Annotated in this window: 26 protein-coding genes; 11 read left to right on the top strand and 15 right to left on the bottom strand. The window is 75.7% G+C overall.

Annotated elements, in window-relative coordinates; all coding sequences use genetic code 11:
• Positions 1-586 (bottom strand): hypothetical protein (locus ACI78Q_RS17735; RefSeq protein WP_456924753.1); only part of this gene is annotated, 586 nt, incomplete at its 3' end.
• Between the two features lie 122 nt (positions 587-708).
• Between ACI78Q_RS17735 and ACI78Q_RS17730 the strand changes: the two genes are divergently transcribed.
• Entirely contained in the window at positions 709-1,725 is a 1,017-nt protein-coding gene (locus tag ACI78Q_RS17730; RefSeq protein WP_456924752.1) for a site-specific integrase, read from the top strand.
• 77 nt (positions 1,726-1,802) lie between these two features.
• Here ACI78Q_RS17730 and ACI78Q_RS17725 read toward each other — a convergent pair whose 3' ends face one another.
• Complete coding sequence (locus ACI78Q_RS17725; RefSeq protein ID WP_456924751.1) at positions 1,803-2,303, bottom strand: single-stranded DNA-binding protein; 501 nt, start codon at positions 2,301-2,303, stop codon at positions 1,803-1,805.
• Positions 2,304-2,483: 180 nt separating this feature from the next.
• On the opposite strand from ACI78Q_RS17725, the gene recD2 reads away from it, so the two are divergent.
• The 4 genes from recD2 to ACI78Q_RS17705 all read left to right on the top strand — a co-directional run bounded on the left by recD2 (position 2,484) and on the right by ACI78Q_RS17705 (position 7,923).
• Positions 2,484-4,733 carry an SF1B family DNA helicase RecD2 gene (recD2, locus tag ACI78Q_RS17720; RefSeq protein WP_456924749.1) on the top strand — a complete coding sequence of 750 codons (2,250 nt, stop codon included), beginning with the start codon at positions 2,484-2,486 and terminating at the stop codon, positions 4,731-4,733.
• Positions 4,734-5,100: 367 nt separating this feature from the next.
• Positions 5,101-6,555, top strand: a complete 1,455-nt coding sequence (locus ACI78Q_RS17715) for a hypothetical protein (protein WP_456924747.1) — start codon at positions 5,101-5,103, stop codon at positions 6,553-6,555.
• Positions 6,552-7,625: a PD-(D/E)XK nuclease family protein gene (locus tag ACI78Q_RS17710; protein WP_456924745.1), complete on the top strand. Its 1,074-nt coding sequence runs from the start codon at positions 6,552-6,554 to the stop codon at positions 7,623-7,625. Before ACI78Q_RS17715 ends, ACI78Q_RS17710 begins: the two co-directional genes overlap by 4 nt.
• A 25-nt stretch (positions 7,626-7,650) precedes the next feature.
• Positions 7,651-7,923 carry a hypothetical protein gene (locus ACI78Q_RS17705; protein ID WP_456924743.1) on the top strand — a complete coding sequence of 91 codons (273 nt, stop codon included), beginning with the start codon at positions 7,651-7,653 and terminating at the stop codon, positions 7,921-7,923.
• A gap of 11 nt (positions 7,924-7,934) precedes the next feature.
• Here ACI78Q_RS17705 and ACI78Q_RS17700 read toward each other — a convergent pair whose 3' ends face one another.
• Both ACI78Q_RS17700 and ACI78Q_RS17695 read right to left on the bottom strand, forming a co-directional pair.
• Positions 7,935-8,447 carry a hypothetical protein gene (locus ACI78Q_RS17700; RefSeq protein WP_456924742.1) on the bottom strand — a complete coding sequence of 171 codons (513 nt, stop codon included), beginning with the start codon at positions 8,445-8,447 and terminating at the stop codon, positions 7,935-7,937.
• Between the two features lie 67 nt (positions 8,448-8,514).
• Entirely contained in the window at positions 8,515-8,868 is a 354-nt protein-coding gene (locus ACI78Q_RS17695) for a VOC family protein (protein WP_456924740.1), read from the bottom strand.
• 52 nt (positions 8,869-8,920) lie between these two features.
• Between ACI78Q_RS17695 and ACI78Q_RS17690 the strand changes: the two genes are divergently transcribed.
• From ACI78Q_RS17690 to ACI78Q_RS17680, 3 genes are all read left to right on the top strand, one after another.
• Positions 8,921-9,667 (top strand): SDR family oxidoreductase, encoded by a 747-nt coding sequence (locus ACI78Q_RS17690; protein WP_456924739.1) that lies wholly within the window; start codon positions 8,921-8,923, stop codon positions 9,665-9,667.
• Positions 9,668-9,894: 227 nt separating this feature from the next.
• Positions 9,895-10,131: a hypothetical protein gene (locus tag ACI78Q_RS17685; RefSeq protein WP_456924737.1), complete on the top strand. Its 237-nt coding sequence runs from the start codon at positions 9,895-9,897 to the stop codon at positions 10,129-10,131.
• Positions 10,132-10,454: 323 nt separating this feature from the next.
• Positions 10,455-10,976, top strand: a complete 522-nt coding sequence (locus tag ACI78Q_RS17680; protein ID WP_456924735.1) for an OsmC family protein — start codon at positions 10,455-10,457, stop codon at positions 10,974-10,976.
• Between the two features lie 93 nt (positions 10,977-11,069).
• Here the strand turns inward: ACI78Q_RS17680 and ACI78Q_RS17675 are convergent, their stop codons facing one another.
• Positions 11,070-12,458 carry an MFS transporter gene (locus ACI78Q_RS17675; RefSeq protein ID WP_456924734.1) on the bottom strand — a complete coding sequence of 463 codons (1,389 nt, stop codon included), beginning with the start codon at positions 12,456-12,458 and terminating at the stop codon, positions 11,070-11,072.
• Between the two features lie 501 nt (positions 12,459-12,959).
• On the opposite strand from ACI78Q_RS17675, the gene ACI78Q_RS17670 reads away from it, so the two are divergent.
• The 3 genes from ACI78Q_RS17670 to ACI78Q_RS17660 all read left to right on the top strand — a co-directional run bounded on the left by ACI78Q_RS17670 (position 12,960) and on the right by ACI78Q_RS17660 (position 15,410).
• A complete protein-coding gene (locus ACI78Q_RS17670; protein WP_456924733.1) occupies positions 12,960-13,604 on the top strand; it encodes a response regulator in 645 nt (214 codons plus the stop codon).
• Between the two features lie 200 nt (positions 13,605-13,804).
• Positions 13,805-14,128: an STAS domain-containing protein gene (locus ACI78Q_RS17665; RefSeq protein ID WP_456924731.1), complete on the top strand. Its 324-nt coding sequence runs from the start codon at positions 13,805-13,807 to the stop codon at positions 14,126-14,128.
• Between the two features lie 454 nt (positions 14,129-14,582).
• Complete coding sequence (locus ACI78Q_RS17660; protein WP_456924729.1) at positions 14,583-15,410, top strand: DUF5602 domain-containing protein; 828 nt, start codon at positions 14,583-14,585, stop codon at positions 15,408-15,410.
• 40 nt (positions 15,411-15,450) lie between these two features.
• Here ACI78Q_RS17660 and ACI78Q_RS17655 read toward each other — a convergent pair whose 3' ends face one another.
• Genes ACI78Q_RS17655 through ACI78Q_RS17610 form a run of 10 tightly spaced genes read right to left on the bottom strand, consistent with a single transcriptional unit; the run spans position 15,451 to position 25,369 of the window.
• Positions 15,451-16,425, bottom strand: coding sequence for a zinc-binding dehydrogenase (locus ACI78Q_RS17655; RefSeq protein WP_456924728.1), 975 nt, complete (start codon positions 16,423-16,425; stop codon positions 15,451-15,453).
• A 34-nt stretch (positions 16,426-16,459) separates the two neighbouring features.
• Positions 16,460-17,116 (bottom strand): GTP cyclohydrolase II, encoded by a 657-nt coding sequence (locus ACI78Q_RS17650; protein ID WP_456924727.1) that lies wholly within the window; start codon positions 17,114-17,116, stop codon positions 16,460-16,462.
• Positions 17,116-17,832, bottom strand: coding sequence for a RibD family protein (locus ACI78Q_RS17645; RefSeq protein ID WP_456924725.1), 717 nt, complete (start codon positions 17,830-17,832; stop codon positions 17,116-17,118). Before ACI78Q_RS17645 ends, ACI78Q_RS17650 begins: the two co-directional genes overlap by 1 nt.
• Positions 17,825-18,826: a lysylphosphatidylglycerol synthase transmembrane domain-containing protein gene (locus ACI78Q_RS17640; protein WP_456924723.1), complete on the bottom strand. Its 1,002-nt coding sequence runs from the start codon at positions 18,824-18,826 to the stop codon at positions 17,825-17,827. The genes ACI78Q_RS17645 and ACI78Q_RS17640 overlap by 8 nt, the downstream gene beginning before the upstream one ends.
• Positions 18,827-18,846: 20 nt before the next feature.
• On the bottom strand, positions 18,847-19,956 hold the full coding sequence (locus ACI78Q_RS17635; protein ID WP_456924721.1) for a glycosyltransferase family 4 protein: 1,110 nt from the start codon (positions 19,954-19,956) through the stop codon (positions 18,847-18,849).
• Positions 19,953-20,351: a 6-pyruvoyl trahydropterin synthase family protein gene (locus tag ACI78Q_RS17630; RefSeq protein ID WP_456924719.1), complete on the bottom strand. Its 399-nt coding sequence runs from the start codon at positions 20,349-20,351 to the stop codon at positions 19,953-19,955. Before ACI78Q_RS17630 ends, ACI78Q_RS17635 begins: the two co-directional genes overlap by 4 nt.
• Entirely contained in the window at positions 20,329-21,336 is a 1,008-nt protein-coding gene (locus tag ACI78Q_RS17625) for a zinc-dependent alcohol dehydrogenase (RefSeq protein ID WP_456924718.1), read from the bottom strand. The genes ACI78Q_RS17630 and ACI78Q_RS17625 overlap by 23 nt, the downstream gene beginning before the upstream one ends.
• The gene (locus ACI78Q_RS17620) at positions 21,333-23,669 is read right to left on the bottom strand and encodes a CDP-alcohol phosphatidyltransferase family protein (protein ID WP_456924717.1); all 2,337 of its coding nucleotides are present in this window, start codon (positions 23,667-23,669) and stop codon (positions 21,333-21,335) included. Before ACI78Q_RS17620 ends, ACI78Q_RS17625 begins: the two co-directional genes overlap by 4 nt.
• Positions 23,670-23,729: 60 nt before the next feature.
• Positions 23,730-24,611, bottom strand: a complete 882-nt coding sequence (locus ACI78Q_RS17615) for a hypothetical protein (protein WP_456924715.1) — start codon at positions 24,609-24,611, stop codon at positions 23,730-23,732.
• Positions 24,608-25,369, bottom strand: coding sequence for a class I SAM-dependent methyltransferase (locus ACI78Q_RS17610; protein WP_456924713.1), 762 nt, complete (start codon positions 25,367-25,369; stop codon positions 24,608-24,610). The genes ACI78Q_RS17615 and ACI78Q_RS17610 overlap by 4 nt, the downstream gene beginning before the upstream one ends.
• Between the last annotated feature and the right edge of the window lie 236 nt (positions 25,370-25,605).

The raw sequence follows: 25,605 nt of genomic DNA, 5'->3' as shown, positions 1-25,605 counted from the left end.
CGGGCGCGGGGCGCGGCCCCGCGGCCCGCCCCCGCCGCCCCCCCCCCCCCCCCCCCCCCCCCGCCCCCCCCCCCGGCGAGGCCCGCCCCCCCCCCCCCCCCCCCCCCCCCCCCCCCCCGGCGTCCCGGGCGGTGGCGGCGTCGGCCTCGGCGCGGGCCGCGGCCTCGCGGGCCTCCCGGGTGGCCCGCTCGGCGACCGCCCGCAGCCGGTCCGCGTGGGAGGCGCGCTGCGCGGCCTCCGCGACCTCCCGGCGTGCGTCGGTGCGCACCGCCGCCCGCTCGGTCTCCAGCACCTCGGCGTCGGCGGCCCGGGTCAGCACCTCGCGGGCACGGGCCACCTGCTCCTCGATGTCGTCGAGGGTGCGGCGGAGCCCGTCGGCGATCCCGGTCAGCGTCTCCGCGGTGCTCGCCCGCGGTGGCGGAGCGGCTGGCGCGGATCCGGCCGCCTCCGCCCGGCGGGCGGCGAACGCGGTCGAGCGGTTGTGGTCCGGTCGTGAGCAGTAGGACGACCGGCCGCCGGTGGCCGGCGGCGGCGCGACGGGGAGGTCGCAGCCGGGATAGGTGCAGGTGCCCGTGGTCGCCGTCACGACCACCAGTCTGCGCCCGTCCGTCGCGCTGGACAAACGAACGGACGAGCGAACGTGCCCACCGACCGTGACGGTCGGGCGCGAGCGCTCCATAATCAGCTGTTATGGAGTCCGAGCCGCCGGTGTCCGAGACTTCCGCCGGCAGCCGCGACGGCGTGCTCTCCGTGACGACCGCCGCCGACGGGGGGCTGGTGCTGCCGGGGGACGTCGAGTCGGTGGGGCGCTACCTCACCGCCGCCAAGGCGGAGTCCACGCGGAAGGCCTACGACGCGGACTTCCGCGCGTGGTCGGCCTGGGCCCGGCAGCGCGGGTTCACCCCGCTGCCCGCGGCCGACGCCGCGGTGGCGGCCTACCTCGCGGCGCTCGGCGACGCGGGGGCGAGCCCCCGCACCGTCGCCCGGCGGCTGTCCGGCATCGGGCACGCGCACCGGGAGGCCGGGTACCCGAGCCCGTCCGAGCACCCCGGCACCCGCGCGGTCCTGCGGGGGATCCGCCGCTCGGCGGCCCGCGACGGCCGGCGTCCGAAGCGGGCCCGGGCGCTGGACACCCGGACGATCCGTGCCCTCGTCGAGGGCCTGCCGGACGGGACGGCGGGCCTGCGCGACCGGGCCCTCATCCTCGTCGCGTTCGCCCTCGGGCTCCGGGCCTCGGACGCCTGCGGGCTCGACGTGACGGACCTGGCCCCCGCCGGCCACGGCGGCCTCGACGTCACCATCCGCTGGTCCAAGACCGACCAGGAGGGCTCCGGGGAGGTGCTGGCGCTGGCGCCGGGCCTGCGGGCGCAGACCTGCCCCGTCCGCGCCCTGCAGGCCTGGCTGGACGCGGCCGGGCTCGACGGCGGCTCCGGGCCGCTGTTCCGCAGCGTCGGGCGGGGCGCCGCGCCGACCATCGGCCGGACGCGGATGGCGCGGTCGTCGGTGCGGCTGATCCTGCGCCGCGCCGCCGAACGCGCCGGCGTCCCGCTGGAGGGGCTCAGCCCTCACAGCCTGCGCCGGTCGTTCGCCACCGAGGGGTACAGGGCCGGGGTCAGCGAGCGGGAGCTGGCCCGCACCGGCAGGTGGGCGTCGGTGACCACCATGCGGGGATACGACGCCAGCAGCCGCTGGGCCGATCCGGCGTCCGCCCGGCTCGGCCTCTGAGCAGCCCGGCTCGGCCTCCGAGCCGCCCGGGACGCCGGCACCCGCCCGCGAGGGGACGGGTGCCGGCGTCCGGCGGCTCAGAAGGGCGGCTCCTCGCTGGGCGCGCCGACCGGCGCCGCCCAGGGATCGGCGGAGCCGTCCCGCCCGTTCGCCGCGCGACCGTCGGCGGCACCGAACCCGCCGTCGGCTCCCCGGCCGGCGCCCTGCCCGGACCGCGTGACCTTGGCGACGGTCGCCGTGGCGTAGCGCAGCGAGGGGCCGATCTCGTCGACCTCCAGCTCGACCACCGTGCGCTTCTCGCCCTCCTTGGTCTCGAACGACCGCTGCTTGAGCCGGCCCTGGGCCATCACCCGGGAGCCCCGGGTCAGCGACTCGGCGACGTTCTCCGCCGCCTCCCGCCACACGCTGCAGCGCAGGAACAGCGCCTCGCCGTCCTTCCACTCCTGGGTCTGGCGGTCCAGGGTCCGCGGGGTGGACGCGATGGTGAAGTTGGCGACCGCCGCGCCCGAGGGCGTCCAGCGCAGCTCGGGGTCGCTGGTCAGGTTGCCGATGATGGTGAGAACAGTGTCGCCGGCCATGATCCGGTCCTCCGTGTCGTCGGTGCGTCGCTCAGGTGAGCACCTGGAGGCTAGGGAGCCCCACTGACAGTTCCCGCTCGCCGCCGGCCGGGACCCCCACGGGGGCCGAGGACGCCGGTCCTGTCCCCGGGCGGTGGAACCATCGGCCGTCGGAGCGGTGTGTGGGCGAGGGGATGCCAGGTGGGGGAGCGGGGGACCGGGGCGGTCCTGGAGGCGACGCTGGAGCGGATCACGTTCGCCAACGCCCGGACCGGCTACACCGTGGCCCGGGTCGACACCGGGCGGGGCGGGGACCTGGTCACCGTCGTCGGGTCGCTGCTGGGCGCGCAGCCGGGGGAGACGCTGCGGCTGCGCGGCCGGTGGGGGGCCCACCCGCAGTACGGCCGGCAGTTCCAGGTGGAGGACTACACCACCGTGCTGCCGGCCACGGTGCAGGGCATCCGCCGCTACCTGGGCTCGGGGCTGGTCAAGGGGATCGGCCCGCGGCTGGCCGAGCGGATCGTGGACCACTTCGGCGCCGACGCCCTGCGGGTGATCGAGGAGGAGCCGGGGCGGCTGGCCGAGGTGCCCAGCCTGGGCCCGAAGCGCACGCGGCTGATCACCGCCGCCTGGGAGGAGCAGCGGGCCATCAAGGAGGTCATGGTCTTCCTGCAGGGCGTGGGGGTCTCCACCTCGCTGGCCGTCCGCATCTACCGGCAGTTCGGCGGCGCGTCGATCGGCGTCGTCCGGACCGAGCCCTACCGCCTGGCCGCTGACGTGTGGGGGATCGGCTTCCGCACCGCCGACGCCATCGCCGCCGCGGTCGGCATCCCGCACGACAGCGCGGAACGGGTCGAGGCCGGGCTGCAGTACGTGCTGTCCGAGGCGACCGGGCAGGGGCACTGCTTCCTGCCCGAGGCCGACCTCGTGACCCGGGCGGTGGAGATGCTGCAGGTCCCGGCCCGCCTGGTGGGTCACTGCCTGGCCCTGCTGGTCGCCGACCAGAACGTCGTCCGGGAGGAGTTCCCCGGTGCCGAGGGGGAGCCGCCCACGGTCGCCTACTACCTCGTCCCCTTCCACCGGGCGGAGGTCTCGCTGGCCGCGGGCCTGAGGAGGCTCGCCACCGCCGACGCCGACCGCATGCCGGACGCCGCCGAGGTGGACTGGGACGCCGCGCTGGCCCGGCTGCAGCAGCGCACCGGCGTGGAGCTGGCGCCAGGGCAGCGCGAGGCGGTGCGGCTGGCGCTGACCGAGAAGGTCGCCGTCCTCACCGGTGGGCCCGGCTGCGGCAAGAGCTTCACGGTCCGCTCGATCGTCACGCTCGCGGTGGCCAGGGGCGCGCGGGTCGTCCTGGCCGCCCCCACGGGTCGCGCCGCGAAGCGGCTGACCGAGTTGTCCGGGGTCGAGGCGGTGACCGTGCACCGGCTCCTCGAGCTGCGGCCCGGTGGCGAGGCCGGGTTCGACCGGGACCGGCCGTTGCCGGCCGATCTGGTGGTGGTCGACGAGTCCTCGATGCTGGACCTGCTGCTGGCCAACAAGCTGGTGCGGGCCGTCCCGCCCGGGGCGCACCTGCTGCTGGTGGGCGACGTCGACCAGTTGCCGTCGGTCGGCGCGGGAGAGGTGCTGCGCGACCTGCTCGCCGAGGGCAGCCCCGTCCCGCACGTGCGGCTGACGCAGGTCTTCCGTCAGGCCGGCCGGTCCGGGGTGGTGACCAACGCCCACCGGATCAACGCCGGCAGCGCGCCCCAGGTCCGCGGCCTCGACGACTTCTTCCTGTTCGGCACCGAGGACGCCGAGGAGGCCGCGCGGCTGACCGTGGACGTCGTCGTCCGCCGCATCCCGGCCCGCTTCGGGCTCGACCCGCGCCGCGACGTCCAGGTGCTGACCCCGGTGCACCGCGGGCCGGCCGGGGCCGCCGCGCTCAACGAGCTGCTGCAGGAGGCGCTCACCCCCGCCCGCCCCGACCGCGCCGAGAAGCGCTTCGGCGGACGGGTGTTCCGGGTCGGGGACAAGGTCAGCCAGATCCGCAACGACTACGACAAGGGCGCAAACGGCGTCTTCAACGGCACCCAGGGCGTCGTCACCGCCATCGATCCCGTCGAGCAGACCCTCACCGTCGTCACCGACGAGGACGAGACCGTCGCCTACGACTTCGGTGAGCTCGACGAGCTGGTGCACGCCTACGCCGTCACCGTGCACCGCTCCCAGGGCAGCGAGTACCCCTGCGTCGTCGTCCCCCTGACCACCAGCGCGTGGATGATGCTGCAGCGCAACCTGCTCTACACGGCCGTCACCCGCGCCAAGCAGCTGGTCGTGCTCGTCGGCTCGCCGCGGGCGCTCGCCCAGGCCGTGCGCGCCACCGGGTCCGGACGCCGGCACACCGGTCTCGCGCATCGTCTGCGCGGCCGGCCGCGCGCCACGCCGCTCCCGCTCGCCGTCGCCTCGGGCTGACCCGGAGCCCCCGGCCACGGTGTGTGCACAGACCGAGGCCGGCGCCGCCCGGTGACGACGTTGTGTGCACACACCCCGCGCGCGGGCCGACGGGGCTGGCGCCGCGCCGCCCGGTGACGACGATCTGTGCACACACCGTGGCCGGCGCCGTCCGGTGACGACGTTGTGTGCACACACCGTGCGCACGGAGGCCGGCGCCGCGACGCCCGGATTACGCCGACAGCGAACGGCGACACGCCGCCCCGGGCGCATGACCTGCGGGTTCGCCTCGTCCCGCTCGGGGTGCTTGCGCAGACCGCCGAGTTGTGTCGGTGCCCGCTCATAGCGTCCCGGTCGACAGCTTCCCCATGTCACCAAGGAGCACACCATGGCCCTCTCAGGCCTCAAGACCCGCAAGCCCACCGGCCGCGTCCCGTGGCCGTGCGTCCTCCTCGAGGGCGAGGAGAAGGCGGGCAAGAGCTGGGCGCTGGCCCAGCTGAGCACCAGCGACCGGATCGGCGCCCTGTACTGGATCGACCTCAACGAGGGTGCCGGTGACGAGTACGGCGCGATCCCCGGCGCGCGCTACCAGCTGATCGAGCACGACGGCTCCTACGCCCAGGTGCTGGCCGCCGTCCAGGCGGTCAAGGCCGAGGCGCGCCGCGCGGCCGACGCCGGCGAGCCGCCGGTGGTGCTGGGCATCGACACCGGCTCGGCGATCTGGGACGGGTTGAAGGACTGGGCCAGCGCCCGCGCGGCCACCTCGGCCCGCAACCGCGAGCTGCTCAAGCGCGACCCGAACGCCGAGATCGTCATCAGCCAGAACCTGTGGAACGACGCCGGCGCCCGCTGGCGCAAGCTGCAGACGGAGCTGCTGACCTTCCCCGGCATCGTCGTCGTCACCGCGCGCGGCAAGGAGGTCACCGAGGTCGACGCCAACGGCCGGCCGATCGAGGGGCAGAAGACCTGGTCGGTGCAGACCCACCGGGAGTTCCCGTACGCGGCCACCGTGTGGGTGCGGCTGCGCCGCGGGCGGCGGCCGCTGATCGTTGGCGCGCGCAGCGTGCACGTGGGCATCAAGCCCAACGACGACCCGGCCAAGGAGGTCCTCGACCCGTCGGCGAACGGCCGGCTGCTGGAGTGGCTGGTCTTCGACGCGCTCAAGTGCGACCCGGGCACCGCGCACGTCCGGGACCTCGTTCCCTTCCACGGCGGCGGGCTGCTCCAGCACGAGCGGGAGGACGAGGCGCGCAGCAACCGGGCGGAGCGGCGCAGCGAGCCGGACGTCGGCGACCTGGCCGCCCGGATCCAGGACGCCGAGGACGACGACGACCTGCGCGAGATCTGGGGCGAGGCCAACCGCGGCGCCCTGCTGCAGGTCGACGTCCCCACCCCCAGCGGCTCGTTCACCGTCGCCGAGCTGATCCAGGCCCGGCACGAGGAGTTCCTCGAGGCGACGGTGGAGCGCCACCCCGCCGGGCGCCGCCGGACCCCGGCCGCGCCGCCCGCGCCCATGACGCCCGCCGCCGTGGTCGAGGCCGCCCGGGCCGCCGCCGCGGCCTCCGCCCCGGCTCCCCAGGCCCAGGCCCAGGCCGCGCCGGCGAACCCCCTGCTGGAGGCCTCGCCGACCCCGGACGACCCGCGGGACCGCCGGCTCACCGCCGCCCGCAAGGGCGTGCTCGCCAGCCTGGAGGACCTCGGGGTGACCGACGAGCTGATCGCCGAGCGGTTCGGCCGGCCGGTCGAGCAGGTGGCGACCAAGCGGCTGACCGCGCTGGTCCGCGAGACCATCGCCAGCCAGCGGGCCGGCGTGCCGGCGGGGCAGCAGGAGATCGTCGCGTGACGGCGGTCCTGCCCAGGAGCACGTCGGAGGTCCTGCCCGCCCGGCCGACCGCGGCCGAGCGGCGGGCCGCTCCGAGCCTGGCCGCGGCGGTCCGGGACCTCGACCGCCGCCGGGCCCGCTCCCGGCAGCGGATGATCGGCGCCTCCGAGCTCGGCGAGTGCCGGCGCCGGGCGGCCTACCGGGTCGCCCGGCGCCGGCCCACCAACTCCCGCACCGGGCTGCAGGCCTTCCTCGGTACCGAGCTGCACCGGGGGGTGCTGCGCACCCTCCGCCGCCAGTACGGCGGGCTGACCGAGGTGCGGCTCCTCGGCGAGCAGGTCAAGGGCCGCTGCGACTGGTGGCACGCCCCGGTCGTCGAGGACCTCAAGACCACGTCCCGGTTCGGCTTCGAGCGCGTGCTCACCCGCGGGGTGCCGGCCAAGCACTGGTTCCAGGTCGCCGTCTACGCCTGGCTGCTGCGCACCGGCCGCACCTCCGACCGGCGGCTGCCGGCCGGCGTGGGCCAGGAGGTCGAGGGGCTGCGCCTGCGGTACCTCTCCCGCGACACCGGCGAGGACGTCGTCTTCGAGGCCGACTCCGACCCGGCGCTGGCCGCCGAGGCGCTCCTGTGGCTCACCGACGTCTACGCCACCGTGGAGGACGACGGCGTCGACGCCGTCCCCCGCGACGGGTTCGGGCCCGGCGTGGACACCATGTGCGACTGGTGCCCGTTCCTGGACCTGTGCTGGGGGCCGCCGGTGGAGCCGGAGACCGAGGGCGACGTCTCCCGGCAGTCCCGGCTGACGGTCACCGACCGGGACTACGTCGAGGCGGTGCACGACTACGACGCCTGGCGGGCGGCCGAGAACGAGGCCCGCCGGCACAAGGAGTACGCGCGGGAACGGCTGCGGGGCCGGTCCGGGCCGGCGGACGACCTGCACTGCGAGTGGTCCGGGGGCGGGCTGCGCACGCAGGTCGACAAGGACGCCGCGGTGGAGCGGCTGGCCGAGCTCGGTGAGGTCGTGCCCACCCGGCGGGTCCGCAGCCCGCAGACCATCCGGGTCACGCGCAACGGCACGCGCACCGACTGAGCACGCGTTCGCGAGAGGCATCCCCATGACCACCGTCTCGACCAGCTCCCTGGCTGCCGGGGAGTCGGTGCTGACCAGCGACGTCGTCGGTACGGACTTCGGCCTGCCGCTGGTGCGGCCGGTCCGGACCGGGCGCGGCGGCCGGGTCCGGGTCGTGCGCGCCCGCTGCCGGACCTCCGGCGGGGTCGTCGTGTGGTTCACCGACGGCACCAAGACCCCGCCCCTGCACGGGCGCACCGGCTGGATCGTGGCCGGGCCCGGGACGGGCGCGCCCGACGCCGGGCGCGTCCCGGCATGAGGGGGGCCCGGTCAGTACGTCTCGCGGAGCCGCTCCACCGTCGCCTGGGCCTCCATCTCCAGCCCGCCGAAGGTCTCCTCGACCAGTTCCAGCCACTCCCACACCGCCCGCACCGTGTCCGGGTCGGTCAGGTCCGACGGCTGGAGGGTCAGCAGCCCTCGGATCGACACGTCGGTCGCCTCCAGCACGCCGCAGTCGTCGTCCGGCGTCCGGGCCCGCGCCGCCCAGAACACCTCCGCCCACAGCGCCGCGGCGCCGCCCCGTCCGGTCGGGGGCACCTGCTGCGGAAAGGCGCGCCGCCGGTCCCCGGCGACCGCGACGAGCCGCAGCGTCAGCAGCCGGCGCACCGCCCGCAGGAACTCCGGCGCGACGGCGGCCCGCGCCTGCCGCGACCTCGCGCCGACCAGCTGCTCGTACGCCGCGGCGACCTGCTCTCCGGTCCGCTGGGTGCGCTCCCACAGGTCGGCGCCGGTCGGCTCGGCGTCGATCCCGGGCGGGTTCTCGGCGTCGAACCCATCGGTCACACCACGGAACGCTAGAGCCCCGGTACGACGAGCCCGGGCCGCCCCGCCGTGGGCGAGGCGACGGCGGTCAGCCCGCGCCGCCGTCGGGGTGGTTGGCGGTCACGCAGAAGGGCGGGCCGGCCGGGGAGGTCATCGCCCGCCACCCGTCACCCAGCGGGCCGGGCTCGGCGCCCAGCGCCGCCAGCCGGGGGACGTCCTCGGCGAGCGAGCCGGACAGGTCCAGGTGCACCCGCGGGGGCCCGCCGATCCGCTGGACGTGCAAGTGACGCGCCCCGGACGGCGGGTCGAGCGAGACGAACTCCGGGTGCCCGGACCACGGCTCGCCGGGCGGCCACCCGGTCACCGCCGACCCGAACGCCCGGGCGGCGTCGACGGAGCCGGCGGGGACGTCGACGAAGGCGTGCACCCACGGGACCGGCATCGGCCCAGGCTGGCACGCCCGCAGGGAGCACGCCCCGTGGCAGGCTCCGGCCATGGCCGAGGAGACCCGCGCCGCCGTCGTCACCGGTGCCGGCTCGGGGCTGGGCCGCGCCATCGCGCGGGCCCTGGCCGACGACGGGTGGGCCGTCGCGCTGCTGGGCCGCACCCGAGCCGCGCTGGAGGCGACGGCGGCCGACGGTGGGCGCACGCTCGTGCTGCCCACCGACGTCACCGACGAGGCGCAGGTCGACGGGGCCTTCGCCGCGGTGCGCGATGCCTGGGGCCGGGTGGACCTGCTGGTCAACAACGCCGGCTCGTTCGGCCCGTCCGGGGAGGTCGACGAGATCGCGGTCGCCGACTGGCGGGCCACCGTGGAGGTGAACCTCACCGGGATGTTCCTCTGCAGCCGCGCCGCCGTCCGGCTGATGAAGGCCCAGGACCCGTCCGGCGGGCGGATCGTCAACAACGGCTCGATCTCGGCGCACGTGCCGCGGCCGGGCAGCGTCGCCTACACCGCCACGAAGCACGCGGTCACCGGGCTGACCCGGGCCATGGCGCTCGACGGCCGTGCGCACGGCATCGCGGTGGGGCAGGTCGACGTGGGCAACGCGGCCACGGACATGACCGCGGGCGTCGCCACCGGCGCCCGGCAGGCCGACGGCTCGGTCCGGCCGGAGCCGACCTTCGACCCCGCGCACGTCGCCGCCACGGTGGTGCACATCGCCCGGCTGCCGCTGGACGTCACCGTGCCGTTCACGACGGTCATGGCGACCGGCATGCCGTACCTCGGCCGGGGCTGAGCCGGCACGGAGACGGGGCACCCGGACCCGACGGTGGGCGCGGCCGGCGCTGCGGACGGCGGTGGTGCTGCTCGTGACCGGGTGCGGGGCCGGGCGGGGCCGACGGGCTGCTCGCCTTCGAGGAGGCGCTGGCCGCCGCGGGATGGGGGAGCGCCGACTGGTTCCTCGCGGGCAGCGACTGGGGCACCGGCGTCGGCGTCGAGGAGATCCGGGAGTACGGCCGCGCGGTGACCGACGTGGTCGGCGTGCGGCTGTGGAGCGCCGAGGGCGACGGCACGTTCCTCGACCTCGCCTTCCTGCCCGCGGCCGCGCCGGTGGAGTCCGCACACGACGGACCGCCCGGCGGCTACCACGGGGACACCGAGGGTCAGGACTGGCAGGACGCGTGGCTCGCCCACCGCGGGCAGCACGCCTTCGTCGTGGTCGGACGCGGCGACGCGGTGCTCGCCGAGCAACCCTGGTGACCGCTCGGGCGCTCGCGGCCAGGACGCTCGGCAGTCGGCCCGCGACGCCGCGTCAGGAGCGCGCTCCCTCGGCGTGGCGGGCGACGGACGACCGTGCGAGCGGACCGACGACCCCCAGACTGGGAGACGGGCCACCAGCCACGGGCCGACGGCGACCGCCACTGAGGACCGTCCGTGCGTCGCGGAGCAGCGTGCCCGATCCCCTCGTCCTGGCGGCCGGTGACCGCACCCGCCCGGACGATGGGCCGTGGTCGCGCGTCCGGAGCCGTGGGCCGAGCGCTTTCCGTGCAGCCGACCGGTGCGGACAGATGAGGAGGACACCGATGAACGTGGATCTCGGGTTCGACAGGGAAGCGCTCAGTGACTTCATCGAGCGCGTCGGTGACGATGCCGCCGTCGGCCAGACCGTCTGGACCGCGACGACGCACTGGCGGCACGGCTTCCGGAGCGAGGCGGTCATCCGCTCGCACACGATCGCCATGGACGAGCCGACGCACCTGGGCGGCACGGACACGGCGCCGAACATGGTCGAGGTCGTCCTCGGGGCGTACGGCTGCTGCCTGACCACCGGGTTCGTCGCACAGGCCGGCTTGCTCGGCATCGATCTCGAACGCGTCGACATCCAGCTCTCGGGCGACCTCGACCTTCGTGCCTTCTTCGGCCTGCTCCCGCCGGAGCAGGTCTCCCCGGGCTACACGGAGGTCCGTGCCCTGATCACGCTCACGGCACCCGGTGCTGCCGAGGAGGAGCTCAGGCGGTTGCACTCCGCGGTCGTCGCGACGTCCCCCGTGGGGTCGATCATCTCGCGGCCGGTCAGGGTCGTGACCCAGCTCGAGTGCGCCTAGCGGATCCGGCGGGGCACCACCGGGGGCGAAGACGGGTCATGCCGGCCGGCCCAGGGGCCGGCCGGCCCAGGGGCCGGCCGGCACGACGGCGGATCAGGGGGTGGGATCGGGGAGGGGTCGCTCGCGTGCCACGGGCAGATCGAGGGCGGACGTCGCCTCACCCGGCAGCGGTGGCGGCGGTGCGGGCTCGGGCTCGGCGTGGATGCGGACGTCCTTCGACAGCAACACCGGGATGATCGACAGGAGGAAGACGACGCCCCCGACGATCCAGAGGGTGTCGAGCTGGCCGAGACCGGCCTCGGAGGTGTCGAGCCAACCCCCCGACGCGTTCACCAGGACGTACCCGAACGCGACCTGCAGGCCGGCCGCCACACCGTTGAGGGTGCCGGTCAGCTCCGGCTTGGCCACGCCCAGCCAGTAGGTGTTCAGGCTGCCCCAGAACAGCGGGTCGACCATGAAACCGAGCATCCCGATGGCGAACAGCCAGGCCAGCCACGGCAGGTCGAGCAGACCGGCGGACAGGAACCCCACCGCGCCCAGCGCGGCACCGAGGACCATCGGCGGGCGGAGCCGGCCCCGGAACGGGCCGGCGACGGCCCGGCCGTGCCCGAAGGCGTAGAGGATGACCGGCACGGCGGCCAGCGGGGCCACGTAGGTCACCACGTCGGGGTCGATGCCCTGCAGGGTGATCAGGCCGTAGGTGCTCCACGTCCCGATGAGCCAGGTGGGCGTGGTGGCCAGGGCGCCAGCGACGACCATGAACAGCACGCTGCGCGACTTGAACACCTTGGCGATCTCGCGCAGGGGGACGTTGGCGCGGGCGGCCTCGTCGCGGCCGACGTTGATGTGCGCGAGCTCCTCGGCGCTGATGCCGGGCAGCTGGTCGGGCCGGTTCCGGGTGAACACCGCGATGGCGATGATCGCCGGGATGCCCAGCGCCGAGATGATGAGGAACGCCTCCTCCCACCCCCAGGTCGAGGCGATGGGCAGGGCGATCAAGGGGGCGACGACCGAGACGATCATCAGCGAGGCGACCCACGCCGCCGTCACCTTCGCCGTCTCGATCGGCGCGAACCAGACGGCGAGCATCCGCTGGCACGGCGCCCACAGGAAGCCGAAGAAGACGCCGAACAGCATGTTGCGCCAGTACATCTCGTCGACGGTCGTGACGAAGGCCATGCTGCCGCCGAGCACGGTGACGCCGGTGAGGCAGATCAGCAGCATCAGCCGCGGCCCGATCCGGTCGGCGAGCACCCCGGCGAGGAACAGCATCGGGAAGTACCCGAGCAGGTACGACGCCGAGATGCTCGCGATCTGGGTGGCGTCGGCCCCGAGGTCGGCCGCCCAGAAGGGCGTCAGGACGCTGAACTTGGCGGTGTCCAGCCACACGACGAAGTTCGTGTAGAGGACGGCGTAGAACACCCACCGCCGCTTTCCGTCGATCTTGATGGACGGTCGTGCCGCCCCGGTCGTCACACTCACTCCGGCTCCTGCCCGCAGGGGACCGCGCCCGACGCGCGTCCGTGAGGAGACCGCCCTGCACGGCGGTCCGGGAGGACTGTGGAGTGGGTCACAGCCAGCGACAATGGGACCGTGTCCATGGCGCGGCTCGCCGGGGTGTGCGGCCCGCGCCGCCCGTCCCGACGACCGCGTCATGTCGTGTCGCGGGCGATCTCCACGTGTTCCCGCCGGGGCGCTGGAGGCTGTCTGCACGTCGAGCGACCGGTGACGGATCCGGACGCTGCGGATCCGATACGGAGTGTTCCCGTCCGACACGCAGCGTCGCGACCCGCTGGGAGGCGGCAGGGACTTTGGTCAGCAGTTGGGCGGAGAGCCTTTTCCGTCACGTCAGCGCCCACGTCTGATGGTTGCGCGCTCAAACAGTGGGCGCCTGACCGCACGGGGGATCCGTTGTCACTCGCCCAGCTCGACCCGCCCGCCCAGTACCGGTCCCTCGACCGACACCACCCGCCGCTCGCTCCCGTGCCTCTCCGGGTGTTGGTGGTCGACGACCACCGCGCCTTCGCCGAGATGCTGGCCCTCGCACTGCAGGCGGGCGGGATGGACGTGGTGGGGACGGCGTCGTCCGCCGCGCAGGCCGTCTCGTCGGCCGAGCAGACGCAGCCCGACGTGGTCGTCATGGACATCCAGATGCCGCGCGAGGACGGGCTGTCCGCGGCCCGGCGGCTGCGCCAGGTCGCCCCCGGCGCGGTCATCGCGGTGGTCACCGCGCACCGGGACCCGGAGTGGGTGGTGCGCGCGACCCAGGCGGGGGCGTCGGCGTTCATCCCGAAGGACGGCTCGCTGGCGGAGATGCTCGACGTCCTCGGCCGGGTGCGGGCCGGGCAGATGCTGGTGGCCCCGTCCACGTTCTCCGCCGCGCCGACCGCCGGCAGCGGCCCGGCGCGACTGGAGGAGCCTCCCCCGCAGTTGACCCGCCGGGAGCAGGAGGTGCTCGACTGCCTGGGCCGGGGCATGCAGGTCAAGTCGATCGCCCGGGTCCTCGGCATCACCGTGGAGACCTGCCGGGGCTACGTGAAGGCCCTGCACAGCAAGCTCGGTGTCCGCTCCCAGCTCGAGGCGGTCGTCAAGGCCCAGGAGCTCGGGCTGCTGTCCGCAGCCGCGTGAGCGAGCACCAGCAGGCGGCCGACGCCCCGGGCGGCCGCACCCCGCTGCGCCGCCTCCCGATCCGGCGCTCCTCGGCCGCAGACCCTGGATCGGCGCCGGGCGCAGGGCGCCGGTCCGCGCCGCCCCTCGGCCGCTCGCCCGGTCACGGGGCGGGCGGTCAGGATCGGGGTCGGCCTGACGAGCTGACCGGACGGATCACGGTGCAGGACGAGGCCGGCGGCCAGGTGCTGCACGTGACCGGCGACATGGACGCCGCGGTGCTGCAGCAGTTCACCCACGAGAACGCCCTGGACCGGCTGCGGATCCTCGCCGTCGACGTCGGCGAGCTGGGCTACATCGACTCCACGGGGCTGTCCTTCCTGGTGCGCTGGGCGGAGACCGCCCGGGCCGACGGCCGCCCGGCGCGGATCCGACGTGCGACGCACCGGTTCGGGCGGGTGCTCGAGCTCTCCGGCCTCACCCCGTTGTTCGAGCTGACGCCACGTGCCTCGCCGCCGGACCGGGCGCCGCGACCCGGCGGGTGACGCGGGCGGCCATCCAGGGGGTACCCAGCGTCATCGGCGGTGAGCGCGGACGGACGACGCACAGGGGGCCGGCGGGCCCGGTCCGCTGCGGTCCGAGCGGTTCTTGACCTGTCGGCCCGGGCGCAGGACGGTGTCGGCCTCACGCGGAACGTCCCGGTCGAGCCGACGGTGGCCCGCCCACTCGAGCGGCGCGGTGCCAGACCTCGCATCGCCTCGGCCCACACCGACGCCAGGCCGTTCCCGGAGGGGGCGGCATGGCCGGAACTCCGATGTCAGCCGACCGAACACGGCCGCCCGGCAGCCAGGACGCCATCGGCCGTCCGGGACTGCGCGGTCGTCGCGGCGGTGCTCGCAGACTTCCGGCCTCTGCCGAGCCAACGCGTCCGTCTCGACCTCCCGCCGAGAGCCTGGCGGTGATCCACGTGTCGAGGCGGCATCCCGGAAGGTGAGGACGATGACCACTGGTAGCGCCCGCCGCGGCGCCGTACTCCTCGCGGCTGCCTGTTCGGGTGTGGCCCTCCTCCCCGGCTGCGGGGACGACGTCACCGAGTCGAGCGACGCGGCGCCGGCCGAGAGCGGCACGTTCTCCAGCTCTTCCCAGGATCTGGGGAACGGCACCGTCACGACCTACGTCACGCTGGACGACGAGGGGCAACCGACGGAAGTGGGCGCCCGGTTGAGCCCGACGGCTCTCGACGGCCTGCCGACCTCGGGCACCACCCTGATGATCGACATGCCTGACGAGGCGGAGGCGACCGCGTTCGACCACCTCATGCTGAACTGGAATCCCCAGGGACACGAGCCCGCCGAACTGTTCGGCCGACCGCACTTCGACTTCCACTTCGCCATGCTCGACATGGCCGCGATGGAAGCGATCACGCCGAACGACCCAGAGTACGCGGCCAAGGCCGAACGGCTGCCGGAGACGCGGTACGTGCCACAGGACTACACCGTTCCCCCGGGTGCGCCCGCTGCTGCGCAGGCGGTGCCCAACATGGGCGTGCACCTCATCGACTCGAGCGACACCACCCTCGTCCCAGGCGAGTACGACTTCACCGAGATCATCATCAACGGGGTCTGGGACGGCCGTTACACCTTCATCGAGCCCATGATCACCCGGGACTGGCTCCTGACCGGACCCAGCCTCGAGAAGCCCCTCAAGCAGCCGGCCGCGTATCAGGAGAGCGGCTACTACCCGACCACGTACGCCGTCCACGTCGACCAGCAGACGGAGGAGTACGTCGTCGCGCTCACCGACCTGACGATGCGCACCTCGTCGTAGACACCGGGAGCGGCCGGCGCCGCCGTCCAGACGACGGCGGTCAGGTCATGTCGACGGCGACCTTCAGCTGGCCGGGCCGCGGCACAGCCGCGGCGCTGAAGGCCGCCTGCACGTCGGCGACGGGGTGGACGTCGCTGACGTAGCAGCTCCGCAGGCCGGGGTGGGCCGCCAGGTGGGCGCCGGCCTCGGCCAGCACCCGCTGCCGCTCCCAGGTGACGCCCGAGCGCAGGGTCAGGTTCTTGCGCAGCAGGGTCATCATGTCGACCGGGTAGACGGGGTCGTCCGGGACGCCGAAGTAGAAGACCTGACCGCCGGGTGCCACGGCGTCCAGCGCCGGCTGCAGCGTCGAGATCTGGTGGCCGACCGCCTCCACGACCACCGACGGCCGGTCGGCGTCGGCCAGCGAGCCCGACCAGCGCTCGGCCCGGGCGGTGACGACCTCGTCGACGCCGAAGGCGGCCGCGACGTCGGTGCGGTCGACCGGGTCCACGCCGGTCACCCGGGCCGCGCCGCGGGCCTTGAGGACGTGGCTGAACAGCAGGCCGATCGGGCCCTGACCGATCACCGCCACCGCCTGCCCGGACACGTCGCCGAGCCGCTCCACGGCGTAGAGCACGCACGCCAGGGGCTGCAGCATGACCGCCGTGGTGGGCGGCAGGCCGGTGTCGTAGCGGGCCAGCCCGTCGCCGTCGGTGACCACGAGCTCGGCGATGCCGTCGAACATCGACGCCCAGCCGACGACGAGGTCGCCGGGGGAGTGGTCGGGGTGCCGGCTGGCGACGACCTCACCGACGATCTCGTGCAGCGGGAAACCCGGCGCCCGCGTGGCGCCCCAGCCGTCCTCGGCCGCCGGGTGCGGCCACACGGCGCCGCGGAAGTTGGGCAGGTCGCTGCCGCAGATGCCGCCGGCGCGGGTGGCCAGCAGCACGTGCCCGGGCGCCAGAGCGGCGGGATCCGGGGCGGCGACCTCGACCTGCTCGAAACGGAAGGGACCGCTGAGCGTCTGTGCCCACATGGGGTTCTCCGTCCTGCCGTCGTCGCCCGCCGCGTCAGCGGGTCTCGGCCCGGGACGGCGCGGCCACGCCGGACGGGTGGATCGCGCCCAGGCCGTGGTGACCGTTGCGGGCCTTCGCGGAGAGGTACCCGGCGTTCGCCTCCGACGCGTGCACGCCGGTGGGGACCCGGGCCGCCACGGTCACGCCGAGGCGCTCGAGCTGGGCGGCCTTGTCCGGGTTGTTGCTGAGGAGGGCGAGCGAGGACACGCCGAGTGCCCGCAGCATCTGGGCCGCGACCGTGTAGTCGCGCTCGTCGGGGGCGTGGCCGAGGGCGACGTTGGCCTCGTAGGTGTCCAGGCCGGTGTCCTGCAGCGCGTAGGCGTCGAGCTTGTCGTAGAGACCGATGCCGCGCCCCTCCTGCCGGAGGTAGAGCAGGTAGCCGCCGGCGACGGTGATCCGCTCGGCCGCCTCCCGCAGCTGCGGGCCGCAGTCGCAGCGCTGGCTGCCGAAGACGTCCCCGGTCAGGCACTCGCTGTGCGGGCGGACCAGCGGGAGGGCCGCCGGGGTGCCGAGCGCGAACGCCAGGTGCTCCCGGCCGTCGACGAGGCCGCGGAAGCTGGTGACGAGGGCCGTGGTGGTGTAGCCGTCGGGGAAGCGCAAGGGGATCCGCACCTGGGTGCGGATCGCCGCGTCGGCCGGGCGGGGTGCCATCAACCCTCTCCGGCGGCGTCGTCGGCGCAGAACCTCTCGGACAGCGCGTACCGGAGCAGCACGACGTCACCGATCTGCCGGACGCCGGCCAGGGTCGCCCGGCGGTGGGCGTTCCAGGGGAACCGGCCGTCGCCGACGAGCCGGGGCGCACGGGAGTCGCCCACGAACAGCGGCGCCACCACGAGGTGCAGTTCGTCCACGAGGTCGGCACTGAGGAACTGGGTGAGGACGTTCCCGCCGCCCTCCACCATCACCCGGTCGACCCCCCGGGCCGAGAGGTGCTCCAGGACCTCGCCCACGTCGACGTCCCGCGCCGGGCCGGTGTCGACGACGGTCGCGACCGCACCCAGCCGGGCCCGGACGTCGTCGACGACCCGGTTGGGGCAGAAGACGATCTTGTCGGAGTCGCCGGTGGTGAAGAAGGCGGCCGTCGCGGCCAGGTCGCCCCGCCGGGTGAGCGTGACCTTGACCGGTGAGGCGGGGAACCCGCGCGACAGCCGCTCGGCGCGCCGGGCCGGGGAACGGACCAGCAGGCGCGGGTTGTCGTTCCGCACGGTGGCGGCACCGACGAGGATGGCGTCGCAGCGGGCCCGCTCGGCGTCGACCCGGTCGAAGTCGGCGGCGTTGGACAGCTGCAGCCGGGCGGCGTCCGTGCTGTCCAGGTAGCCGTCGATCGACATGCCGCAGCTGAGCAGGGTGTAGGGCCGATCAGCCATGTGCCGCACCGTCCTCTCGGGTCGCGCTCTGCAGGCAGCCGGCCTCCGCGGCCCGTCGGGGGGCCGGGAGCCGGGGACCCCGCGGCCCCGGCTGCCGCCGGGCCGCGAGCAGCACGACGGCGCCGGGGAGCACCGCCACCAGGGTCAGCACGCCGAAGGCGGTGGCGACCGAGGCACCCGCGGCCGCCCCCCACGGGGTGGCCGCGAAGACCCACGCGGCCACCCCCTCACGGGGCCCCCACCCGCCGACGTTGAGCGGGATCGCGGCGGCCAGCAGCACGACCAGCGCCAGCGGCAGCAACTCCAGCGCGGGGCCGTCCACCCCGGCGGCGCGGGCGGCGAGCAGGAACGTGCCCAGGTGCCCGCCGACCACGAGGAGGGACGCGAGCAGGACCGGTCGCGCGGTGGCCGGCTGCAGCAGGACGCCGCGGGCCTCGGCCCCGGCCGTGCGGAGGGCCCCGGCAGGCCGGGACGCACCGTGCCGCGCCACGCCGCGGCCCGTGACCAGGAGGACGCCTCCGGCCACCGCGACCGCGGTGGCGACCGCGGGCACCGCCGCGGGCACCGGAGAGGGGAGGGTCAGCAGCACCGCGACCGCCACCGCCGCCTGGACCGCCTGGCCCGCGACGCGCTCCCAGACGACGGCGCGCAGCCCGCGGCCCAGGTCGCCGGCGTCGACGCCGTGCCGCAGCCCCCGGTGGACGTCGCCGAGCACACCGCCGGGCAGCGCGCTGTTGAGGAACTGCGACCGGTAGTAGGCGGCGGTCGCGGCCGGCAGCGGCAGGCCGACGCCGAGCGCCGCGGCCACGACCCGCCAGCGCCAGGCGGAGCAGACCGTGGTCGCGGCGCCGATGGCGAGCGCGGTGAGCAGCGTGCCGGGGCCGAGGCCGCGCAGGCCGTCGACGAAGGGTTCCGCGCCCAGCCACCGGACCAGGACGGCGAGGATCAGGACACCCCCCAGGAGGCGTGCCCCGGCCCACGCGCGTCGTCTCACGCCATCGGTCTCCGTCCCTGTCACTGGACTGCACGGATCCGTGGCGCATCCGGTTCACCCCCGACCGCGGACAGGACGCCGCGGACGCGCTCGCCGGTGCACCGCCAGACCGGCAGGCACTCCCTGCGGCGCAGTGCGGCGTCCCGGAGGCGGTCGCGCAGCGCGGCGTCGGTGAGCCAGCGGGCGAGGGCGGCCGCGAGCGCACCGGGGTCCTCCGGGGGGACGAGGAGGCCGGGCCGGCCCGCCGCGGTGGTGCCCACGGCCTCCCGGACGCCGCCCACGGCGGTCGCGAGCACGGGCACGCCGGCGGCCAGGGCCTCGGGGACCACCATGCCGAACGTCTCCGCCCGCGAGGGGAGGACGAGCAGGTCGGCGTCCCCGTACTCGCGGCGCAGCGCCGCCCCGGTGCGGGTCCCCGGCATCCGGACGCGGTCGGCGATGCCGGTGGCCGTCGCTGCGCGCGCCAGCGCCGAGACGAAGTCGGGGTGCCGGTCGAGCGGGCCCACCAGGCTGCAGCGCCAGGGGAGGCCGGTCAGGGTCCCCAGTGCCTCCAGCAGCAGGTCCTGGCCCTTGAGCCGCGACAGGGTGCCGACGCACAGCAGCCGCCCGCCGCCGGTCGTCCGGGGGCTCACGGGCGCCGGCTCGGTACCCGGGTGGGCGACGTGCACCCGGCCCGCCGGCAGCCGGTACCGCTCGAGCACCCGTCGGCGGGTCCAGTCGCTGGTCGTGACGACGGCCCGCGCGCTGCCGAGCACCGCCGACTCGTCGTCCTCCGCGACGGCCACGCCGTCGAGGTCCCCACCGTCGAGGTGCACGCCGCCGAAGAGCATGTGCACCAGGATCACGAGCCGCAGCCGCCGCGCCCGGGGCACGAGCACCGCACGGGCGGCGGAGGCGACCAGCCCGTCGACGAGGACGAGGGCGTCGTCCGGCAGGACGTCGAGCGACCGCGCGAGGGCGGCCTGCGCCGGCGCGTCGGGTCGTGGCCACGAGCCCTCGGCGGCGATCTCGGTGACGCTCCACCCGGCGTTCCGCAGCTCGGCGCAGACCTCGCGGTCGTACCGGTTGCCGCCACTGATCCGCGCGGGGTCGTGGATGCCGGCCGGGACGACGACGTGGACCGCGCTCACAGGGGCCGGTCGTAGCTCGCCCAGGCGACGTGCGACTCGTGGAGGGTGACGGCGAGACCCTCCAGCCTGACCCCGCCGGGCCCCAGCGCGCCGTCGCGGATCCGCAGCGCCATCCGGTCGGCGACCACGCGCGCCAGGACCTCGGTCGTGGTGTTCGTGCCGGCGAGGTCCGGGTCGTCGTCGAGGTTGCGGTAGGTCAGCGCGCCGAGCACCTCGTGCAGCAGGGCGGCGGCCGCGCCGATGTCGACGACCACCCCGTCGGCGTCCAGCTCGGCGCCGCGGAACGTGGCGTCCACGACGTAGGTCGCGCCGTGCAGTTGCTGGGCCGGGCCGAACACCTCGCCCGTGAAGCTGTGCGCGATCATCATGTGGTCACGGACCGTCACGCTGAACACGGGCGTCCTCCTGGTCGTAGGCGATCGTGTGGCACAGGGCCGGCAGGCGGCCGTCGGCCAGCCGCGCCATCACGTCGGGCAGGTCGTCGAACGGCGAGGACCCGGTGAGCAGCGCGTCGAAGGCCGGGTCGCGCAGCAGGTCGAGGGCGAGCGCCAGCCGGTCCCGGTGGCTCCGCGAGCTCCGGCGCGCCGGCGCCAGGGTGCCGACCTGGCTGGCCCGCAGGTCCAGCCGGCGGGAGTGGAAGGCGCCGCCGAGCGCCACCGTCACCTCGCGGTCGCCGTACCAGCTCAGCTCGAGCGCGGTGCCCTCGGCCCGGAGCAGGCCGAGCGCCAGCTGCAGGCCCGCGGCGGTCGCGCTGGCGTGCACCACGAGGTCGCGGTCGCCCGCGGCGTCCCCCGGCGCGACGAGGGGCACACCGAGCCGGGCGGCCACCTCGGCCCGGCCCGCGTCGACGTCGACCAGTTCGACGTCGACGCACGGGAACCGCGCCAGCAGCCGCGCGACGCAGCACCCGACCATGCCGGCGCCGACCACGGTGACGCGGTCACCGAGGAGGGGCGGGGCGTCCCACAGCGCGTTGACCGCGGTCTCGACCGTGCCGGCGAGCACGGCGCGCCGGGCCGGGACGCCGTCCGGGACGGGGACGACGGCGGTCGCGGGCACGACGTAGGCCGTCTGGTGCGGGTACAGGCAGAAGACGGTCCGGCCCAGGAGCTCGGCGGGGCCGCGCTCCACGACCCCGACGCTGAGGTAGCCGTACTCGACCGGGCCCGGGAAGTCGCCGGCCTGGAACGGGGCGCGCATGACCTCCCGCTGGCTCTCGGGCACCTCGCCGCGGAAGACGAGGGTCTCGGTCCCCCGGCTGATGCCCGAGTGCAGCGCCCGCACGACGACGTCGAGCGGGCCCGGCTCGGGGAGCCGCACCGGCCGGATCTCCCCGGCTCCGGGCTCCCGCAGCCAGAAGGCGCGGGCTCCGTCGGTCACCGCGGGGACCCGAGCGCCTGCGGGTCGACGCCGTCGGTGAACGCGTCGAGGAAGCGGTCGCGGAAGGCGTCCATGCGCCACACCGGCGCGGCGGGGCCCGGCAGCAGCCCCTCCTGCCACTCCCAGCCGGCGAGGCGGTCGAGCACCGCGGGGTCCGAGGCCACGACGGAGACGGGGACCTCGTGCGTGGCGTCGGGTCCGGTGACCACGGTGAGCGGCTGGTGGTCACCGAGCAGGACGAGGACGAGGTCGTCGTCCGGCTGGGTGGCGACCCACTCGACGAGCGCCTGCAGGGAGTACTCGATGGACTGCCCGTACAGCCGGCGGACGGTGTCCGGGTCGCGCCAGGCCTCGTCCGGCGACGGGCCCCGGGCGGGCATGGGGTCGAAGACGGAGCCGTCGCCGACCTGGTCCCAGGGCACCATGGTCGGCAGCGGGGTCCACGGTTGGTGCGAGGAGATGAGGTCGATCTCGGCCATCACCGGGGGACCCCCCGGGGCGAGCTCGAGCCGCTGGAAGGCGGCCAGGGTGTACTGGTCGGGCATCGTGACCCAGCTGAACCCCGGGCCCTGGTAGCCGAGGTCGTACCGGCCGTAGACCTGGTCGTAGTGGTAGAAGGCGGTGCCCTCCGGCCACGGCTGGTCGTTGGCGGGGTTGACGCTGACGGTGCGCCAGCCCGCCCGGCCGAAGGCGCTGGCCAGCGTCCGCCGGTCGCTGGCCAGCAGTTGGTCGTAGCGCGCCTGGCTGTCGATCCACAGCCCCGAGTGCAGGGTCGCGTGGGCCAGCCAGCTCTGCCCGCCGAAGGTCGGGGAGTCCAGGAAGGCGCTGCGCGCCTCGATCCCGGCCCGGGCCAGCCGGCTGGTGCCGTCGCGCAGGACGGCGGTGACGCCCGGCGCCATCGGGGAGCCCTGGACGGCGACCCGTCCGTAGCTCTCGACGAAGGCCACGACGACGTCCTTGCCGCGCAGGCCGGCCAGCAGGTCCGCCCCGGGGAGGCCGGCGGACGGGTCGGCGGCCCGGGTGGCCGCCTCGAAGCGCTGCTGGTCCCGGACGGCGGCGCCGACGTCGCGGCCGTGCGCCACGGCCAGCGCGGCGGTGCCGGCCGAGGCGACGGGACCGGCCGGCGCCAGTTGCAGCGACAGCGCGGCGGACACCACCCACACCAGGCCCAGGACGGCGACCCCGGAGGCGGAGCGGCGCCGGTGGCGGGCGGTGCCGCTGCTGAGCCGGACGGTCGAGGCGACGACGACGGCGACCAGCAGCACGACGGCGAGACCGGCGAGGACGACGGCGGCGACGGTGGCCGCCGTTCCGATCGAGTCGCGCAGCACCCCGATCGCCGGCGCGAAGGTGCCCCCGTCGAGGACGGGGTTGAACGGCCGGTTGAGCTGCGCGGTGAAGCCGGCGTCGAGGAGCTTGACGAGCGTGAGCAGGCCGAGCGCGACCCCCGCCGCGGCCGCCACGACCCGTCGGGCCCGGGCCGGGAGCACCAGTGCGACCGCGACCAGCGCCAGGCCCTCCAGGGGGATGCGGGCGAAGGCGGCGGGGGTGAGCTGGTCGAGGCGGGGCGGTGCGACGAGGACGGCCCAGACGACCGCGCCCGCGACCAGCGTGGTGGCCGACCGCAGCGCCCGGCGGGAGCGCGGGCCCGCGCCGGTCCGGTACAGCCAGACGACGCTGCGGCCGAAGGACTCGGCCAGCAGCACCAGCGCGACGCCCACGGCGAGCGCGGCGACCGGCCGCGGCAGCACCCCGGAGACCGCGGCGGTGAGCACGATGCCCTGGACGGCGGCGACCACCTTGCCCCAGAACCGGGGGGGCAGCGGTGCGGCCAGCCACGGGACCAGCCACCCCGCGACCAGCAGCACGTACCGGGCGGCGCCGATGGCCAGCACCCAGCCGCCGAGCTCCCGGGACGCCGCGACGCTCAGCGCCAGGATGAGGAAGGCGTCGACCTCACCGTCGAAGCGGGCCCCGAACGGCGTCACGGTCCCGGTGCGGCGCGCCACCCGCCCGTCCACGCTGTCGAGCACGAGCGCGACGCAGGAGAGGACGACCAGCGCGGGGACCGGCAGCGGACGGCCGACGGAGTCGGCGACCAGCCCCGCGACCCCCGCGCTGAGCAGTGCCCGGGTCAGGGTGACCCGGTCCGGCGGGAGGATCGGCTGCTCCCTGCGGGTGCGGCCGGCCGCCAGCAGCGCGGTCGCCGTCCAGCCGGACGCCAGGCCGACGCCCCATCCGGCCGGACCGAGGCCCGTGGTCAGGGAGAGGACGCCGAGCAGCGCGGGCGTGGCGAGCGTGCCGGACGCCGTCTCCACCCGAACCGAGCGCACGGCACCTCCGTGACGATCCGCTGCCGTCACCCTGGAGCACGGACGTGCCGGCGGAACGGTTCAGCCGGGGGACCGGCCTGCGACGTCCAGCTGGTGGGCCAGGTAGACCAGCTCCCCGTCGGCGAGCTGGCGGCGGCGGACGGCGAGCCAGTCCGCGAGGCCCGACGGCGCCGCCGGCCCCTCCAGGGCGTCCTGCACCGTCTGGAGGATCGCCTCGACGAAGTAGGCCTCGTCACCGGGGTAGGTGCCGTCCGGGCCGGCCAGCACGACCCAGTCGGAGGAGCCCGCCGACAGCGGGGGCGCGCCGGCGGCCCGGAGATGGCCGAACAGGTGGCGGCCCGTGCGGCTCTCCCCGGCCGACCGGCCGTAGCGGACGCGGTGGTCCATGGTGCGGTGGTAGGCGCCGATGACCTCGTCGTCGGCGGGGTGCTCGGGCTGGAAGACGCTCTCGCCGTCGAAGTTCACCGTGAACCAGTAGGTGCCGCCCGGGAGCAGCAGCCGCAGCAGTCCGGGCAGGACGGCCGGCACGTCCACCAGGTCCAGGAAGGCGTTGGCGATCAGCAGGTCTGCCGGTGCCCCGTTCCCGCTCTCCAGGTGGCGGCCGAGCTCGGCCTCGACGAGGCGCACCCGGAGGTCGCCCAGGCGCACGCCGTCCGGCAGCGGTTCGGCGTCGAGGCCGCGGGTGCCCGCCCAGCCGCAGAGCCACGCGCGGGAGTCCTGCAGCAGCCGGCGGTCGACGTCCAGCAGGGTGTACTCGCCGGCGGTGACGACCCGCCACTCCAGCAGCCGGGCCACCATCGTCCCCAGGCCGGCGCCGATCTCCAGCACCCGGAGCGGGCCCGGCGGGACCAGGCGGCGCAGCTCGTCCAGCACGGAGCGGTTGAGGGCCCGATCGTCGAGGCTCTTCTTCGCCGCCAGGTAGCGGCTGTAGGCGTAGGTCATCGCTTCTCGGCCACCACCGCGAACTTGCGCACCCGCCCGCGGCCCAGCCAGTCGCGCCACAGCTCGTGGGCCGCGATCAGCTCGGTCAGGGCCTGCCGCCCGACCTGCGGGGCGATGACGCTCCACCCGGCGCGGAACTCCCGCAGCAGGGACGCCGCCGTCGCGGAGTGCGCGGCGCTGCACTCCTCCTGCCAGGTCACCGCCAGCCCGGCCTCGTCCAGCAGGGCGGTCATCTCCGCGATCTCGAGGAGCCAGACGGTGTCGGCGTCGGGCATGCGGACGCGTTCGTCCGCCGTGAGCGGCGCGCCCTCCTCGAGGGTGAAGGCGAACCGGCCGCCGGGCCCGAGGGCGGAGGCCACCTCGGCCAGCAGGGCGCGCTTGTCGGGGAAGGCCAGCATCGTCTCCAGGAGGAGGACGACGTCGAAGGGGCCGTCCGGCAGCGGCGGGACCTGCGCGCACGCGAAGGCGCACGGCAGGTCCCCGGCCAGGCCGCGGGCGATCTCCACGGCGCTCGCGGAGGAGTCCAGCCCCAGGTAGTGACAGCCGAGCTCGGCCACGATCAGCCGGCCCGGGCCGGCCACCCCGCAGCACAGGTCGAGGACGGAGACGCCGGGGCCGATGCCGGCCCGGCGGGCCAGCCGGCGGATCTCGGCGGCCCGCATGAAGCTCTCCTGGCCGACGTACTCGCCCGCGGGGTAGGCGGCCTCCCGTGCCTGCTGCAACCCCGCGACGAAGGGGGCACGCTGGTCCTGCCTCACCGCCCGGGGCTCACGGTCGTCCCGCGGCGGGTGTGCGTGCACGGGCCTCGTGCGGACGCCGGCCGGCGGGCCGGGCGGGACGGGTCTGCCATGTGCGCCTCCGGAACTCCCTCGCCCATGTCACGGACGGGCCGGCCGGGTGGTTCAGCGCGGGGACGTCGCCGTGCGGCTCCGCGCGCACCCCACCGCGGCACCCGCGGACCTCGAGGGCCGGCCGCAGCGACGGCGAGCGGGCC

It is taken from the genome of Geodermatophilus sp. SYSU D00705 (genome assembly GCF_054050135.1).
This window is presented reverse-complemented; position numbering and strand designations above follow the sequence as displayed.

What these genes read in the sequence shown, in the direction of transcription:
- ACI78Q_RS17655 (WP_456924728.1), bottom strand. Translation starts at nt 16,425, where the DNA reads ATGTGGGCACAGACGCTCAGCGGTCCCTTCCGTTTCGAGCAGGTCGAG.
- ACI78Q_RS17725 (WP_456924751.1), bottom strand. Translation starts at nt 2,303, where the DNA reads ATGGCCGGCGACACTGTTCTCACCATCATCGGCAACCTGACCAGCGAC.
- ACI78Q_RS17615 (WP_456924715.1), bottom strand. Translation starts at nt 24,611, where the DNA reads ATGACCTACGCCTACAGCCGCTACCTGGCGGCGAAGAAGAGCCTCGAC.
- ACI78Q_RS17650 (WP_456924727.1), bottom strand. Translation starts at nt 17,116, where the DNA reads ATGGCACCCCGCCCGGCCGACGCGGCGATCCGCACCCAGGTGCGGATC.
- ACI78Q_RS17695 (WP_456924740.1), bottom strand. Translation starts at nt 8,868, where the DNA reads ATGCCGGTCCCGTGGGTGCACGCCTTCGTCGACGTCCCCGCCGGCTCC.
- ACI78Q_RS17680 (WP_456924735.1), top strand. Translation starts at nt 10,455, where the DNA reads ATGAACGTGGATCTCGGGTTCGACAGGGAAGCGCTCAGTGACTTCATC.
- ACI78Q_RS17690 (WP_456924739.1), top strand. Translation starts at nt 8,921, where the DNA reads ATGGCCGAGGAGACCCGCGCCGCCGTCGTCACCGGTGCCGGCTCGGGG.
- ACI78Q_RS17645 (WP_456924725.1), bottom strand. Translation starts at nt 17,832, where the DNA reads ATGGCTGATCGGCCCTACACCCTGCTCAGCTGCGGCATGTCGATCGAC.
- ACI78Q_RS17705 (WP_456924743.1), top strand. Translation starts at nt 7,651, where the DNA reads ATGACCACCGTCTCGACCAGCTCCCTGGCTGCCGGGGAGTCGGTGCTG.
- ACI78Q_RS17715 (WP_456924747.1), top strand. Translation starts at nt 5,101, where the DNA reads ATGGCCCTCTCAGGCCTCAAGACCCGCAAGCCCACCGGCCGCGTCCCG.
- ACI78Q_RS17660 (WP_456924729.1), top strand. Translation starts at nt 14,583, where the DNA reads ATGACCACTGGTAGCGCCCGCCGCGGCGCCGTACTCCTCGCGGCTGCC.